Source organism: Anatilimnocola aquadivae, from assembly GCF_049819085.1.
Classification (GTDB): domain Bacteria; phylum Planctomycetota; class Planctomycetia; order Pirellulales; family Pirellulaceae; genus Anatilimnocola.
Genome location: NZ_CP187419.1, coordinates 284,202 through 299,255 on the forward strand (window position 1 = coordinate 284,202; position 15,054 = coordinate 299,255).

Annotated in this window: 13 protein-coding genes; all 13 read left to right on the top strand. The window is 54.1% G+C overall.

Annotation, left to right across the window (positions count from 1 at the left end):
• Window positions 1-26 precede the first annotated feature (26 nt).
• Window positions 27-1,334 carry an O-antigen ligase family protein gene (locus NA78x_RS01150; RefSeq protein ID WP_425616581.1) on the top strand — a complete coding sequence of 436 codons (1,308 nt, stop codon included), beginning with the start codon at window positions 27-29 and terminating at the stop codon, window positions 1,332-1,334.
• Window positions 1,335-1,459: 125 nt separating this feature from the next.
• Window positions 1,460-2,758 carry a hypothetical protein gene (locus NA78x_RS01155; RefSeq protein WP_425616582.1) on the top strand — a complete coding sequence of 433 codons (1,299 nt, stop codon included), beginning with the start codon at window positions 1,460-1,462 and terminating at the stop codon, window positions 2,756-2,758.
• A 22-nt stretch (window positions 2,759-2,780) separates the two neighbouring features.
• Complete coding sequence (locus NA78x_RS01160; protein WP_425616583.1) at window positions 2,781-3,698, top strand: ABC transporter permease; 918 nt, start codon at window positions 2,781-2,783, stop codon at window positions 3,696-3,698.
• A 204-nt stretch (window positions 3,699-3,902) separates the two neighbouring features.
• Window positions 3,903-4,685: a glycosyltransferase family 2 protein gene (locus NA78x_RS01165; protein ID WP_425616584.1), complete on the top strand. Its 783-nt coding sequence runs from the start codon at window positions 3,903-3,905 to the stop codon at window positions 4,683-4,685.
• Between the two features lie 26 nt (window positions 4,686-4,711).
• Window positions 4,712-6,157 (top strand): ArnT family glycosyltransferase, encoded by a 1,446-nt coding sequence (locus NA78x_RS01170; protein WP_425616585.1) that lies wholly within the window; start codon window positions 4,712-4,714, stop codon window positions 6,155-6,157.
• On the top strand, window positions 6,154-7,479 hold the full coding sequence (locus NA78x_RS01175; RefSeq protein ID WP_425616586.1) for an ABC transporter ATP-binding protein: 1,326 nt from the start codon (window positions 6,154-6,156) through the stop codon (window positions 7,477-7,479). The genes NA78x_RS01170 and NA78x_RS01175 overlap by 4 nt, the downstream gene beginning before the upstream one ends.
• Window positions 7,440-8,336 carry an FkbM family methyltransferase gene (locus NA78x_RS01180; RefSeq protein WP_425616587.1) on the top strand — a complete coding sequence of 299 codons (897 nt, stop codon included), beginning with the start codon at window positions 7,440-7,442 and terminating at the stop codon, window positions 8,334-8,336. The genes NA78x_RS01175 and NA78x_RS01180 overlap by 40 nt, the downstream gene beginning before the upstream one ends.
• Window positions 8,337-8,351: 15 nt before the next feature.
• On the top strand, window positions 8,352-9,356 hold the full coding sequence (locus tag NA78x_RS01185) for a glycosyltransferase family 2 protein (protein WP_425616588.1): 1,005 nt from the start codon (window positions 8,352-8,354) through the stop codon (window positions 9,354-9,356).
• A gap of 11 nt (window positions 9,357-9,367) precedes the next feature.
• Window positions 9,368-10,252 carry a polysaccharide pyruvyl transferase family protein gene (locus NA78x_RS01190; RefSeq protein WP_425616589.1) on the top strand — a complete coding sequence of 295 codons (885 nt, stop codon included), beginning with the start codon at window positions 9,368-9,370 and terminating at the stop codon, window positions 10,250-10,252.
• Between the two features lie 36 nt (window positions 10,253-10,288).
• Complete coding sequence (locus NA78x_RS01195) at window positions 10,289-11,413, top strand: glycosyltransferase family 4 protein (RefSeq protein ID WP_425616590.1); 1,125 nt, start codon at window positions 10,289-10,291, stop codon at window positions 11,411-11,413.
• A 56-nt stretch (window positions 11,414-11,469) separates the two neighbouring features.
• Window positions 11,470-12,450, top strand: coding sequence for an NAD-dependent epimerase/dehydratase family protein (locus NA78x_RS01200; protein WP_425616591.1), 981 nt, complete (start codon window positions 11,470-11,472; stop codon window positions 12,448-12,450).
• Window positions 12,451-12,472: 22 nt separating this feature from the next.
• Window positions 12,473-13,645 (top strand): glycosyltransferase family 4 protein, encoded by a 1,173-nt coding sequence (locus NA78x_RS01205; protein WP_425616592.1) that lies wholly within the window; start codon window positions 12,473-12,475, stop codon window positions 13,643-13,645.
• The gene (locus NA78x_RS01210) at window positions 13,642-14,868 is read left to right on the top strand and encodes a glycosyltransferase family 4 protein (RefSeq protein WP_425616593.1); all 1,227 of its coding nucleotides are present in this window, start codon (window positions 13,642-13,644) and stop codon (window positions 14,866-14,868) included. Before NA78x_RS01205 ends, NA78x_RS01210 begins: the two co-directional genes overlap by 4 nt.
• The last annotated feature ends 186 nt before the right edge of the window (window positions 14,869-15,054 follow it).

Consider the following 15,054-nt stretch of genomic DNA (forward strand, 5'->3'; position numbering starts at 1 on the left):
GAGTCGCTGACTGAATCTACCAAGGCATGAAGGGGCTCATTTTTGTATACGGAATGACGTATGGCGGCGCCGCCATCTCATTGCTGCAACCCTTTCTGGGATTCTTGATCTACGTCGCCTTCGCAAATTTAAAGCCCGAGGCGCTGTGGTTCTGGTCGGTCCCTCCTGGCAATTATAGTCGCATCATCGCAATTGCGTTTCTCTTTGGCTGGCTGCTTAATGGCGCAGGCTCATGGCGGCTGGGCAAAGCAGCTGTTACTGTTTACGCACTGCTGTTTTATTGGGCGTGGATGCTACTAGGTGCGTGCATATCTCCTGCCCAACAAGAATCATGGTACACCTTTGACATACTTTCAAAGGTGTTTTTGCCGGCACTGGCTGGCATCACCCTGATCAATTCGCTAGATCGCTTGAAGCAATTAGCATGGGTGCTCGTTCTAACGCAGGGCTTTTTAGCCCTTCAGTTCAACCAGCGCTACTACTCCTGGGGGATAAATGCGAACGACTGGAATTTCGCGGGCCTGGACAACAATGGTATCGCAATCACCTCAGTAACGGCACTCGGACTCGCAATCTTCTTGGGACTACACGCTGACAATTGGCTACAGCGGATCATTGCTTTTGCCTCGGCGGGGCTATTGGCACACGTGGTACTGTTCAGTATGTCGCGTGGCGGCATGCTGGCGATGGTTGTCACGGGCGTTGTGGCGTTTTTGCTAATCCCCAAGCAGCCGTATCATTACTTCGCTCTCGTTATTGGCGTCCTAGTTGTGCTACGGCTGGCTGGGGCTGAAGTCAGGCAAGAATTCTTCAGCAGTTTCGCTGACAAAGAGAATCGAGATGCTTCGGCGGAGAGTCGTTTCACCTTGACCCGAGACGCATTGGACGTCCTGTCAAAACACCCACTACTAGGGTGTGGCATGGAAAACTGGCGTAACGTCGCACCGGAATACGGTTGGACACGGGGAAAGCGGGTCCATAACACCTGGGCTGAAATCGGAGCGACGCTCGGACTTCCTGGCCTCCTGTCGATCCTTCTGTTCTACGGATCCTGCTGCTATAACTTACTGCCTCTTACGAGAGAACGCACGGCTGTCGAGGATCCTTGGATTCGAGGGCTGGCACGCGCCGTTCTCGCTGGTACGGCTGGCTTCTTTGTTTCGGCAGCAGCTGTAACCGTCGACAGAATTGAGCTTTCGTATTACGTCATTATTCTAGGTGCTGGCGTTCTCAAGGTCCATTCGCTCAGACTAGTTGCGGCGCGCTCAACTGACCTTGCTCCTTCAGGCGTTGCTTATCCAACTATCGCTGTAGCATCGCGCGGACAGTCATGACCAGAGGCTTTCGGCTAACTAACGCCTATCGCTTTACCACAAAGGCAACAATTGTCGCAGCGATTATCTGCGTGTCATTGCTCTGGTCGCGAACAAGCAACTTTCGTTGTACGGCTCTGCAGTGCATGGCTTTCGCCTACGGAATCTGGGATCCCTCTACGCAGGAAGCTGCGGTGGATCTGGGACCGCCTCCCGTCCAATCGCTGGTCGTGTCGGCTCATTCCGAAGAAGCGCGATTGGCAAAATGGTTTCCGGCCTGGACGCTTCAGGTTTCTCGATCAGAATCTCCCGCTGCCTCGATTGGACAACCAGTATTTCAGCACGAACTGGTCGGTAGTGCCCAAGAAGCCGCGTTTGCAAAGGAAGCTGAGCGGTTGCTCCAAAGCTCGGAAAGCCTTTTCGACCTGTCAGCAAGTCTTCGCGGACTGACAAAGCATGGAGTGAGTAGCGTAAGCTTGAGCAGCGACCCATTGGAATTACTACGATGTACCAAACAAGGACATCCATTAACATGCAGGCCCTTTGCGCTGGTTCTTGGTAGCCTTGCAGTTTCTAAGGGCTACACGTCAAGGCTCCTCGGACTTAGCGCCGACGGTGAAAAGTTCGATCATGCAGTCGTCGAAGTCTATATGCCTGAGTTCCAAAAGTGGATCGTCATTGATCCGGACTTCAATGTTGCATATCGACGCCAAGGACAATGGCAAAATGCTGCCGAGCTTCATGACATTTGGCAGGAGATAACAGTCGCTTCTCATGGAGAAACTGTATCAAAGGAGACCTTTCGAGACCACCTACGGAGTCATCAGCTGGAGTTGTGTGTCTTAGGATCGCAGGGAGAAGAGCTTCGTCGCACCAATCTCTATGGCGTCCGTGGTGGGATTGGGCTGCAGTTCTATAATAATGTGATCTATAGCACCCGAAACAACTATCTGAGTGGAAGCTATCCGCCAGGACATCCGAAAGGCACCTTTCAATATGCCTTGGTATCCAAGAGCACTCACGTGCCGCTGAAGGTGTGCCCAGAGGCGTCACCCGTTCGGACGCGAGCGGATGTTTATTTTCCCGTAGGTCGAAGTGAAATCGAGATCGCACGGAAGGTTGGCGATAACGCTATCGAGGTTCACTTGGGAACCTGGACACCAAACTTCAAAGAGTTTGAAGTTCGCATAGATGGCGCAGAATGGAAGGCCCAACGCCACTCGGTACTGGTGCTCCGACTTGACGAAGGCAACCGCGCACTTGAAGTAAGGTCCGTCAACCTGGCAGGATTGCGGGGAGAGACTTCTACCCTCGAAATCGTCGTTGCAGAGCGCAAGGAAGCTAACTCTAACGCTGCACACAATGGGCTGTCCGCCATTGCGACGACCGGATGGCGGACGCCAATGCCGTATTCTTGTAGATATCCTCTTGCTTCAGCTCGATAGTTCCAACTGGCAGCAATAAGCCTTGAGTCACCTTTACGCATCTGATTCGCCGGTAAAGTTCAGCGCCGCCGTTGAACCGTCCGACATGGCGATCGTGGATGAAGCGGCTGGCTCGCCTGCTGAGATCATTACTGTCATCCAGGCTCGACCCGGTTGGCAGATCATCGACTTCGCCGAGATCTGGCGATTTCGCGAGCTGTTGTTCTTTTTGATTTGGCGAGATGTCAAGGTTCGTTACAAACAGACATTGCTCGGCGCGGCCTGGGCCATCTTGCAGCCATTCGCTCAGATGGTTGTCTTCAGTATTTTCTTCGGCCGCATGGTCGATATGCCAACCGGAGGAATTCCTTATCCTTTGTTCGTCTTCGCTGGGCTGTTGCCCTGGATCTTTTTTAGCAACGCCATTAGTTCCGCTGCCGGAAGTGTCGTGGGCAATCAGAATCTGATCACCAAGGTTTACTTTCCCAGGCTGTTTGTCCCTGCCAGCAGCATCGGCGTGGGGCTAGTCGATTTCGGCATCGCCTTTGGAATGCTTTTGCTGCTCATGCTGTATTACGGCGTTATGCCTGCCGCGACGCTCCTACTCACTCCGCTGCTCCTCATTGGCCTCACCGCTGCGGCGTTTGGCGTGGGAACATTGTTGGCTGCCCTCACGGTCGCCTACCGCGACTTCCGTTACGTCGTCCCCTTCATGGTACAGCTGTGGATGTTTGCCACCCCAACCATCTACATGGATGCCACTGCCGTTGGTCCTCGTTGGCAAGCCATCCTGCCACTTAATCCGGCCTACGGGTTAATTCTCAATTTCCGCAATGCGGCCCTCGGTCGCGAACTCGATGGCTATTCCCTCGGTGTTTCCCTGGCCGTAACCGTCGCCATGCTTGTCGTCGGCTGCCTTTACTTCCGCCGAGTCGAACGGACGTTTGCAGATTTAATTTAGTTCGCCTTTGGGCGTATCCCTAGGTGTCTGTTGACCACTCACAGCTTGTTCGCCCTAATTTTGAAATGTCCTTACCTGTTTACTTGAACCAGCAACCGAGGCGAATGCTGGAACACCCTATTTTGGTGATGTATGGCAACTGATGTTCAACTATATCCTGTGACTGCATCTCCTTCCTTCACTCGCCCCCATCACGGAGACGCGTTGGCGGCAGACGGTCGCTATGCCCAGCTCGAACGTGTGCTAGGTAGCGATGCATGCCGTCAACTTGGCATTTTCCCAATTCCGCCAGAGTTTCTGCTGTCAGTAGTTGTTCCTGTCTACAATGAGCAGGGCACTATTGAGCATCTCATTGCGAAAGTGCGACAAGTGCCTTTGCCTCTCGAACTCATCATTGTGGATGATTGTAGCACGGACCGCACTGCTGCCATCTTGCAGCAGTATGAACACGACGACGACGTTCGTATTGTTCGTCATCAGGTCAATCGTGGCAAGGGTGCCGCCTTAAGAACTGGATTCGAGCACATACGAGGGACTGTTGTCGTCGTTCAGGACGCGGACTTGGAGTACGATCCATCTGAGTATCCACGACTGGTCCAGCCAATTATTGAAGGAAAGGCAGACGCTGTATTCGGAAGCCGCTTCCTTGGTGGTGGACCTCACAGAGTGCTGTATTTCTGGCATTATTTGGGCAATTGCGTCCTGACGACACTCTCCAACGCCTTTACTAATCTCAATCTCACCGATATGGAGACTTGCTATAAAGTGATGCGTGCCGATGTGCTAAAATCACTTGTGCCAGACCTCAAGCAGAATCGCTTCGGCTTTGAACCTGAGATTACCGCACGGTTGGCGCGCGCAGGAGCCAGAATATACGAAGTGTCTATCAGCTATTCTGGCCGTACCTATCAGGAGGGTAAGAAGATAGGCTGGAAGGATGGCGTTCAGGCTATTTGGTGCATTCTACGGTATGGCCTCGGGCGATAGCATTCGTAACTGAAAGCTCTGCTGTCTTGCAAGCTAAGGAATCAATGGCGATGCGGCTTAGTGTTGGGGTGTGTATTACACTAAACATGCTCCTATTTGTTCTTATTGCTGCTCGCAATCCGTCAGTTCTAAGGGAGGAATCGCTTCTGTCGAACCCGGATGCCGTGCATTACTTTCAGCTGGGCAGGAATATGGTCGAGCTTGGTGTGTTCTCTCGGCAGGACTCACCGCCCTATGTGCCTGACATGCTCCGGACGCCAGCTTACCCCGCGTTTCTAGGCCCTCTAAATTGGCTTGCTGGACCAGGTGCGGTGTTTGTCGCGACTGCACTTGCCCATGCAATCAGTTGTGGAATCCTGTTTGCAATTGCAAATCGACTGTTCGAACGGCGGGTCGCAGTAATCTCTAGCCTGTTGCTCGCGGTCGATACGGTTGTAATAAGCTATAACTTTTCTGGAATGTCTGAGACACTATCGCTGTTGCCACTTCTGGCCGGCGTTTGCGTGATTGTGTCGACGTTGATTGGCGACTCTCCCAGGCAGTATCAGTCTCTCGCACTGGGCGGCCTTTTGATTGGCTTTGCAACTCTAGTGCGTCCTGCGACTTTGTATCTGGGCATTTGCCTTGGCATTGGACTTCTCGTCCATGAGCTGTGCCGGAAGCGATATTCAAAAGCAGTGTTGGCTGGCCTAACAGTCTCACTCTGTAGCGTCGCACCTCTGATTCCCTGGATCGCCCGCAACCACGCTGTGTTTTCCTTGGCAAAGCTCACGACTGTCGATACTGCAAATCTTGTCTACTTTGTCGGTGCCGGTGCCTTTCAGCAGCATTTTGACATTAGCCGCGAACAGGCCCAGATCGAAATTGCGGAAGAGTTCGGCTTGCCGAGGTACGAGATTGTGCAAAACCCATGGTTCTCTTCAGAATCCCCTGCACAAATGGACGCGAAATTGAAAGCTGCTGCACCGCAGATTCTCCGTCGATACCCTGCGGACTTGCTCGCCTCGAGCGTTATCGGAGTCGTTAAATCGCATGCTTCGCACGGCACCGAGCACGTGGCCCACCTGCTCGCTTTGCGCTGGACGAGTCCTGGCTTTAAGGAATTACTGCGACTTGACGGAGAAGCGCTTCGTCGGCTCAATCAGAATTCGCCCATGCTGGTACTCACGTTCGTCCTCCAAGTATCAATGATGCTGCTTACCGTGGCCATGACGTTTGTGGGGGTAATCGCTGGCCTGCGGCATTCCAATTCACGATGGGGAGTGCTGCTACTGCTCGGGGTGACTGCGTATCTCTACTTCACAATTGCTCTGTTTGGCATCGATGCCTACTATCGCTGCCGCATTCCTGTTCTGCCATTTTTGTACCTTTTCGCAGGTGTAGGGATTTCGGCAGCGTTATCGTCCGCATCTCGCTTGATCGCGCGAACACGCGGCGCTTCATCGCCTTCTTCGCTGGCCTCACCCAAATGAGCAGTCAACCCGCTATTCGCGTCGACGGTCTAAGCAAGCACTACCGCATTGGTGCGCGCCAACAGGGTTACAAGACCTTGCGCGAGAGCATTTCCGACGCTTGCTGGTCTCCGGTCAATCGCATTCGAAAGTCCTTCGCTTCCAAGGCTGCCAAAGGAGACGCGGATGGTTCGACTGAAAGGCTGTCGGGCGAAGACTTCTGGGCGCTGAACGACGTCAGCTTTGAGGTCCAGCCTGGTGAGGTGGTCGGAATCATCGGTCGCAACGGGGCCGGCAAGAGCACGCTCCTGAAGATTCTGAGTCGCATCACCGAACCTACGAGCGGCAAGATCGAACTCCGTGGCCGCGTCGGCAGCCTGCTAGAAGTCGGCACCGGCTTCCATCCCGAGCTTTCCGGCCGCGAAAACATCTACATGAACGGCAGCATCCTCGGCATGGCCCGCCGTGAGATCACTCGCAAGTTCGACGAAATCGTCGCATTCGCCGAAGTAGAAGACTTCCTCGATACACCCGTCAAACGCTACAGCAGCGGCATGTACGTCCGTCTCGCCTTTGCCGTCGCCGCCCACCTAGAACCAGAAATCCTCATCGTGGACGAGGTTCTTGCCGTTGGAGATCAAACCTTTCAAGGGAAGTGCATGGGCAAGATGCGCGATGTCGCGCGGGAGGGGCGTACTGTGCTAGTTGTAAGTCACAGCATGGCAAGTATATTGCACTTATGCCAAAGCGTGATATTGATTGAAGGCGGCAAATGCGTGTACCGCGGTGATGCCGAGGCAGGTGTGGCACGATTGTTACGCCGAAGTTCCCAAGCCAACAATCTTGGGAGCGATCTTCTCAATCATTCTCACCGCAGAGCGGGAATGAACGCGCATCTTCGTCATTGCGTTGTCAGGAACGCAGCCGGAGAAATCACAAATCAGATCGGATGTGGCGAACCCTTCGAGTTTGAGTTCACTGTGGATGGAAATGGCGTTGACGCTGCATACAATCTCCAAGTTGGGATAGAAAATAAACTTGGTGTACGAATTGCGACGATTGGTACTAACTTTAGCTCCAGTGGCCCATTGACTGTAGGTCGCTCCACTAAGTTGACCTGTCAGATTGATGGGCTGCCATTGCCACCAGGGCCGTATGCGGTGACTTTGTTGCTGGGCCCGGCCTTTAAGCCATTGATTGACGCTATCGACCACGCACTTGCGATCGACCTGACTGAGCGAGACTACCTAAATGCCGGACGACTGCCGCTTCTCACAGAGGGTTTGGTTCTAATCAGATCCTCATGGAGCAGCAAGAAAGCGATTACTTCTCAATGCGTGTAACTAGTCAGGCAGCAGGTGTCGTCGCACGAGTGCTGGCGAGAGTTCATCGCGACTCCGCTCGTAAGTTTGGATTTTGGTACCGGCTGAAGACGCTGATGTATCCTCGGTGGTGCTCGCCGATCGAATGGAACCCAAAGATCGCGTTACCGAACGGAGCCACTATGGGAGCGCCTTTCGGAGAGATTCAAGGAATGTCATTGATCCTTGACTCCTGCTGGGAGCCGGAGGTTACGGAGCGCCTCCTGACGACGCTGATGCCAGGCGATGTGTTTTTGGATGTGGGTGCTAACATGGGCTATTACACATTGCTGGCATCACGCTTAGTGGGGCTAGAAGGGCTGGTAGTGTCCTTCGAGCCGTCGCCGAGTAACTTGCGCAATCTATCGATAAACTTGGCGGAGAATAAGCTGTCCAATGTCGCTTTAGTAAGTCTGGCGCTATCTGACTGTACAGGTATCGCTAAGTTGTGGTCGGCGCCTTATTACAATACTGGTGTTTGTTCATTAAATACAACATCAGCAGCAAGCACCTCGGCATTTGACTGGGTTGCAACCACACGCCTTGATGATCTACGCGGAATTAGAGATTTAGCGACACGAGCGAGGCTGTTGAAAATCGACACGGAAGGCGCCGAGCTCCAGGTGTTGCGAGGTTCGTCAGAGTTCCTCCAGGCGAGCACGCGATTAGAAATAGTGTGCGAGTTGAGTCCCAGTTGGTGCTCTTCCAGCGATCTGGTCACATACCTTGCGCAGTTTGGTTATCGAGGAGAATTCTTTTCGAACGGCGTGTGGCAATCTCTTGAAATGTCACGGCCTACAGTTCAGTGCAATGCTTGGTTCCGTCGCCGCACCATGTAAAGAAAGGATAACACTATGAACCCTACTGTCTCAATTATCTTGCCGACGTTCAATCGGGCGAAGTTTTTGCCCGCGGCTTTCGCAGCGATTAAGGGCCAAACCTTTACCGACTGGGAGTTGATCATTGTCGATGATGGCAGTGCAGACAGCACGCGCGAGGTAGTCGCTGAGCTATGCAAGTCATTTCAGCAGCCAGTTCACTATTTGCACCAGGAGAATCAGGGGCCAGCGGGCGCTAGAAATCGCGGGCTTGAAAGTGCGAGCGGCAAGTACGTCGCATTTTTTGATAGTGATGATGAGTGGCTGCCGCACCACCTTTCGCAAGGTGTGCATGCGATGGACAGTTGTGAGGAAGTCGACTGGGTGTTTTCGGCGTGCCGCCGCATTGAGTTGCCCACGAGGAAGGTGCTGATAGACAATACGTTCTACGATGAAACGTCGCGATTTCGGTCGCTTAAGACAAGGCGTGTTGGTGAGTTGTGTATTATTGACGACCCCAATCTACGGTGCTGCGGACTCCGGGGAAGCGGATTCGGAGGGATGCAGTGCACAATTGCTCGCCGGCAAGTGTTCTCAAAGGTGCGATTTGAATCATGTTCATTCTTTGAAGATCGGATTGTGCTTATGCACGCAATCGAAAGTAACGTACGATTTGGCTACTTTGAAACGGTTAATGTGCTTGTTTATACCCATGACACCAATGTGTCCTTCGCGAATCCTGATATTGTGCGCAATCGAATCACTGCGTTTCGCACTTACATATCGACGCTAGAGCGACTGCGTACCGAACTGCCGAGAAATCAAAAGGAACTGAGAGCGTTTGACGGCAGACTGGGACATGAATACTTCTGGAGCTTGGGATACCCTCTCTTTCAATTAGGGAATCACAGAGAGGCTCTCGCGCATATGCGTCGGGCTATTTATTTATGCCCGTCGAATCTGCGGTTTATTAAAACGTATTGCGCGTCGATATGCAAGGTGATGCTGGGTTGCGCGCCGTACACGGTAGGCTCTAACTAGACCGAACGTCGATGAAGCTTCTTTACCAGATCCATAAGTCAAACAAGCCGGCGTTTCCCAATTTTGGCGACGAACTTAATTTGTTGATATGGCCAAAACTGGCTCCTGGGTTGTTCGATGAGTCCGAATCTGTGCTCTTTGTTGGAATTGGTACGGTGCTGGACAAAACCCTGCCGGAGTCACCTCTAAAAATCATCTTCGGCGCAGGAAACGGCTATGCACCGCCGCCAAGAATTGATAGCACTTATCGGATTTACTGCGTCCGTGGGCCGCTAACTGCCAAAATGGTCGGTCTTTCGGCAGAGCTTGCAGTTACAGATCCCGCAATTCTTATAAATCAGGTGTATAGTGTTCCGGTTGAGCAGAAGCGCGGCATTGCATTGATGGGGCACTACACGAGTGCGCAAAGCGCTGACTGGACATTTGCATGTGAGGAGCTTGGGTTTACCTATATAGACCCGCTTTGGCCGATGCACCGAATCTTGGCTATGATTTCGCAGTCTGAGTTGGTAGTAACGGAAGCAATGCATGGGGCAATTGTTGCCGATGCACTTCGGGTGCCCTGGGTGCCAGTTATCACAAATGTAAGTGCCTGTCCGTTCAAATGGCGGGACTGGACGAGTTCGATGGAGCTTGATTACAACCCTATAGTCATCCCCGCATTATGGGATCGATGTGCTCCGCCGACATCGTCGATTGGGCGGCTGAAGCGCTGGCTTAAGCGTCGCCAATTTATTAGCCGTCTCTCACCTGGCAACCTCAGGTCCAGGACGCGGCTGAGTTCTGACCGCGTTCTGGAGGCTCGATTGTGCAGGTTGCATGAGCTGTTTGGTCAGCTAAAGCGTGACGCCATTTATGAAGGGTGGGGACAGCGTCGCACATCCTGTGATTGTTGAGTTTGCTCGACAATTTGGAGTTGTTACGGAATATCAATGAACGTTCTTTATCTCACGATGAATCCCAACCGGGCGAGCACTACGGTGCCGACGGAGGGCTGGATTCGCTTGCTCAAAGATCAGGGGCTGGAGCCCGTGCTCGTGTCGCATGAAGTCGGAGCGTTCCACGAGTGGGCGGTCGAGCGGGGTATTCCTGCCTATCACGTGGAAATGCCCGCTCCGGATAAATGGCGACCTTGGCGATTTCTGAAGTCACTCTGGCAGCTTCGAGCGATTGCGAAACGGCACAAGGTACAACTCATTCACTGCAATGAGCAAAACATTTACCCCAACGGACAGTTTCTAGGCAGGCTAATGCGCCTACCTGTGGTTGTGAGCATTCACTTCACGATGGGTCGGTCATACTGTGAGTGGGCCTTCGGAGGCAATCGGGCTCCGACGCGGATCTTCTTCATCAGCCCAGGAAATCTCGATGCTTGCCGACCGAGCGTCGAAGGTGTGATCCCCAAAGATCGCTGGCGGATGCTTTATAACGGACTCGATCTGGCGCACTTCACGCCGAGCAATGAGCGGCGGTCACGATTTCGGGCACAATTTGGCCTAGACGGCAAGTTGGCACTGGGCGTGGCTTGTGCCCTGCGTGAACGAAAGCAGCTAGAGCACCTGTTTGAGCTCGGTTCAAGAATAAGTGATCCGCGTTTACGAATTGTGGTCGCCGGAGGTCCAGTTGCTTCCGAACGCGAATACGCCGCGGAGTTGTTGGCCCAAGCTCGGAAAAGACTTGGTGAGCGGTTAGTGCATGTCGGTCATCTCGACGAACTGCGTGATTTCTATAACGGACTGGATCTGTTTATTAACACAAGCCGTGAAGAAGCGTGCAGCATTAGTGTGCTGGAATCGATGGCATGCGGCTGTCCAGTTGTTGGTTACCCGAGCAAATCCGTCGACGGACAGGTTCTTCCCGGCGGAGGCGAAATCGTTCCACAGGATGATCTCGATGCGCTCGCCGGCGTGGTCGATCGCTGGGTCAACGACTACTCCTTCATCGAGAGAGGTCGCCTAGGGGCTCGCGCCCGCGTAGAAGACGCGTTTGACATCCGCAAGCTTTCAATTCAGCTCTGGGACGAATACATGGCGGTGGTCGCAGGAAGCGTGGCTTGACGGTGGTTGCAGCTGATTGGCCTTGCTGACGACATCAAATCTTGGGGTACGCTAACATGCTATATTCTTCGGGTACATGGCTGGTTACTGGCGGGGCTGGGTTTGTTGGCTCTGCGGTGGTGGCCGAGGCGTTGAGTCGGCCGGGGTGTCAGCGCGTGGTGGTGCTGGACAGCCTCTCGACGGGCAGCAAGGAGTACCTGCCGACCGATCCGCGAGTTGAGTTGCAAGCAGCGGACCTGCGTGATGGTGATACAGTCTTGCGGGTGTTTGCCGACGCTCACGCGGAGCGCGTGATTCACTTGGCTGCCATTCACTACATTCCCTACTGCAATCAGCATCCCACGGAAACGCTGGAGGTGAATGTTACGGGGACTCAGAACGTGCTGGAAGCTTGTCGCCGACATCCGCCACGGAGCCTGGCGATTGCCTCGAGCGCCGCGGTCTATCCCATTCATGATGAGGCCTGCAGCGAAGAAAGCTTAGTCGCCGCACCAACCGATATTTATGGACTGTCGAAGCACATCAACGAGCAACAGCTCGCATTGTTCGCCAAAGACGGGGGCGTACGCTGTGCCGCAGCTCGGCTGTTCAATGTTTACGGGCCTCATGAGACCAATCCACATGTGCTGCCAGAGATTCTGCGGCAAGCCTTGAGCGGTAATCTCAGCCTGAAGCTTGGGAATGTGAAACCCAAACGGGACTATGTCTATGTGACCGATATTGCGAGTGGTTTGGTGGCCATGGCTGAACGGAATGAACATCCATTCCGGACGTACAACGTGGGAACTGGCATCGAATACTCCGTCGAAGAGATGGTCGCCGAGCTGGCAAAGATCTCGAGCCTGAATCTGACAATTGATACTGACCCAGCCAAGGTCCGGAAGTCGGACCGAATGCATCTCTTGTGCGACCGACGGCGCATTGAAAAGGAGCTGGGTTGGCAGCCACAGTACGACATGAAGCGGGGCATGAGCGAACTGTGGCAGTGGGCCCAAAGTCACCACGAGCACGTGCAGTTGCCCTTTGCTTCCAAGTAGTATCGCAGTCAATCAGATAAATATGAGAATCGGAATTTATGTCGATGTTGCTCGTGACGCCAAGCCTACAGGCATTGGCAAGCATGTTTTGCATCTGATTCAAGCACTCGCCGAACTTGATCAGAAGAACGAGTATCGGCTGTATTACCCCAGCCGGGCTTGGGGCCGGACCGATGATTTTGCCCATTGCCCGGCGCAGGTGAACTTTCGCTCTCGGCCAGTACGTTTTCCGCGTCGCTGGGAAGCGGAGCACCCTCGCGTCTGGTGGCAATACTATCTGCCTTGGGTGCTACGACGTGATGGGATCGATGTGTTTCACGGGCCTAATCACTTCGTGCCTTGTTTCGATCCCGCACGAACGGTAGTCACGATCCACGACATTGCCTACTTCCACATGGAAGTTCATGGCGCGGGCATGGATCAGGTGATGCGCGATTGGACACGCAAAGCGCTTGACTGGTCCGGAGCTGTTATTGCGCTGTCGGAGAACACGCGGAGGGACGTCGAGGGCATTGGATGTGCGCCCGACAAGATCAAAGTGATTTACGGCGGCGGCAGCGTTATTTCGAACGAGAAAATCGCCTTCGAGCGTTTAGGTGAGTTGCGGCAGACAATGAACCTTCCTCCGAAGTATCTGTTGTTTGTCGGCGCCTTGCAGCCAAGGAAGAATGTCCCGTTCTTGGTTAAGGCCTATGCAAAACTGCTGGCAGAGCGGTCGATCGAAGAGCATTTGGTTCTGGCTGGGCCGAAGTCAGATGCCACCGCCGAGATTGAGGCTTTGGTTGCGTCGCTGGGCATCAGCGATCGCGTGCACCTCACGGGCTACTTAGACGACTGGCAGTTGCCCCTGCTCTATAAGGGTGCCAGTGCGTTCGTGCTACCGACTCGATACGAAGGCTTTACGCTAGTGACGCTGGAGGCAATGGCCTACGGTACGCCGGTGATAGCGACTGAGAGCAGCTCCATCCGCGAGGGGGTCGGCGACGCAGCCCTGCTCGTCGAGGTTGACAACATCCCGGCACTATCGGGAGCGATCGAAAGAGTGCTAACCGAAGAGTCGTTCCGAGCAGAACTAGTGCGTCGCGGGACCGAGCGAGCCAAGCGGTTCACCTGGCAACAATGCGCTAAAGACACCCTCGCGTTGTACGAATCAATGGCTAAGCATAAACCACAGACCAGCAGGGTGTCGGCGTGAAGACTCTGCTCGTCAGCGAGATCTTTCCGCCTCAGAACGGTGGCAGCGGACGCTGGCTGTATGAGATCTATCGTCGCATGCCGGCTGGAACCGTGGTCGCGGCTGCGGGGTTGCATCCGAAAGCAGCTGAGTTTGATAATGGCAGTGGAGTCCGGACGGAACGGCTCGATCTGCATTTGAAGTCATGGGGACTTCTCGGCTTAGGTCAGTTAGCCGGATATTTGACCATGGCGTTTCGGCTCTGGCGACTTGTTCGCAGGCACGGTGCTGGCGAGGTGCATGTTGCCCGTTGCCTGCCTGAGGGATTCGCGGCCTGGTTACTGAACAAGATGGCCGGGATTCCATATGTCGTGTACGTGCACGGAGAGGAAACTCGCACTTCGGCTTCCAGTCGCGAACTTTCCTGGATGACGAGACGCGTGTTCGAGGGCTGTCGGCTGATCGTGGCCAACAGCCGAAACACCGAGCGTGTGCTGCGCGAGGAGTGGCAGGTACCACCAGGCAAGATTCGCGTTCTCTTTCCAGGAGTGGATACGGAGTGGTTTACGCCCACAGTCCCGAGTGCTTCCGTTCGGAACGAATTGGGCTGGGGAGATCGCTTGGTGGTGATGACCGCCGGGCGTCTGCAAGTGCGCAAAGGTCACGACATGTTGATTCGGGCCTTGCCGCAGATTCAAGAGCGCTTACCACAGGTGCTGTATGCCATCGTTGGCGAGGGGGAGGAGCGTTCGCGGCTGGAGCGGTTGGCTGATGAGCTGGGCGTCAGCGAGCACGTTCACTTTCATGGCGAAGTCAGCTACCGGCAGTTGCTCGACTGTTATCAGCAGTGTGATCTATTTGTACTTTCCAACCGCGAAGTGAATGGTGATTTCGAGGGATTCGGCATGGTGCTTCTGGAGGCACAAGCCTGCGGTAAGCCTGTGATTGCGGGAGATTCCGGCGGTACGCGAGAGACCATGGTGGTTGGCGAAAGTGGAATGATTGTCGACTGCCGGGAACCAAAAGCGCTGGCCGAAGCCGTCGGGATGCTGCTGAGCGATTCAGCTCGCTGTGAAGAGATGGGCGCAAGCGGCCGACGCTTGGTCGTAGAGCGATTTGAGTGGACTGCATTGGCCATTGAGGCAGCGAATCTATTATCCTTTGACGAAGGTGATACTCCAAGCTCTCGCTCCGTTTGTAACCGAACGGGCTCGCTACAACTCGCCAAGTCGCTGACAAAATGACCATGCAGATTGTAGCCGCTGATTATGATTGCGATGTTAAGTCGCCAAAGTGTGTTGCGCTTTCGTTGCGCTCGGTCGGTGGCAGTTTTGGCAGACTTCCTATACCGCTCAGCGTCGGGATTCCGCTCGCGCGGGGCGTATGGGGCGCCGGATTGGCTTCTATTTGTGCCGGCGGAAGGACGAGCG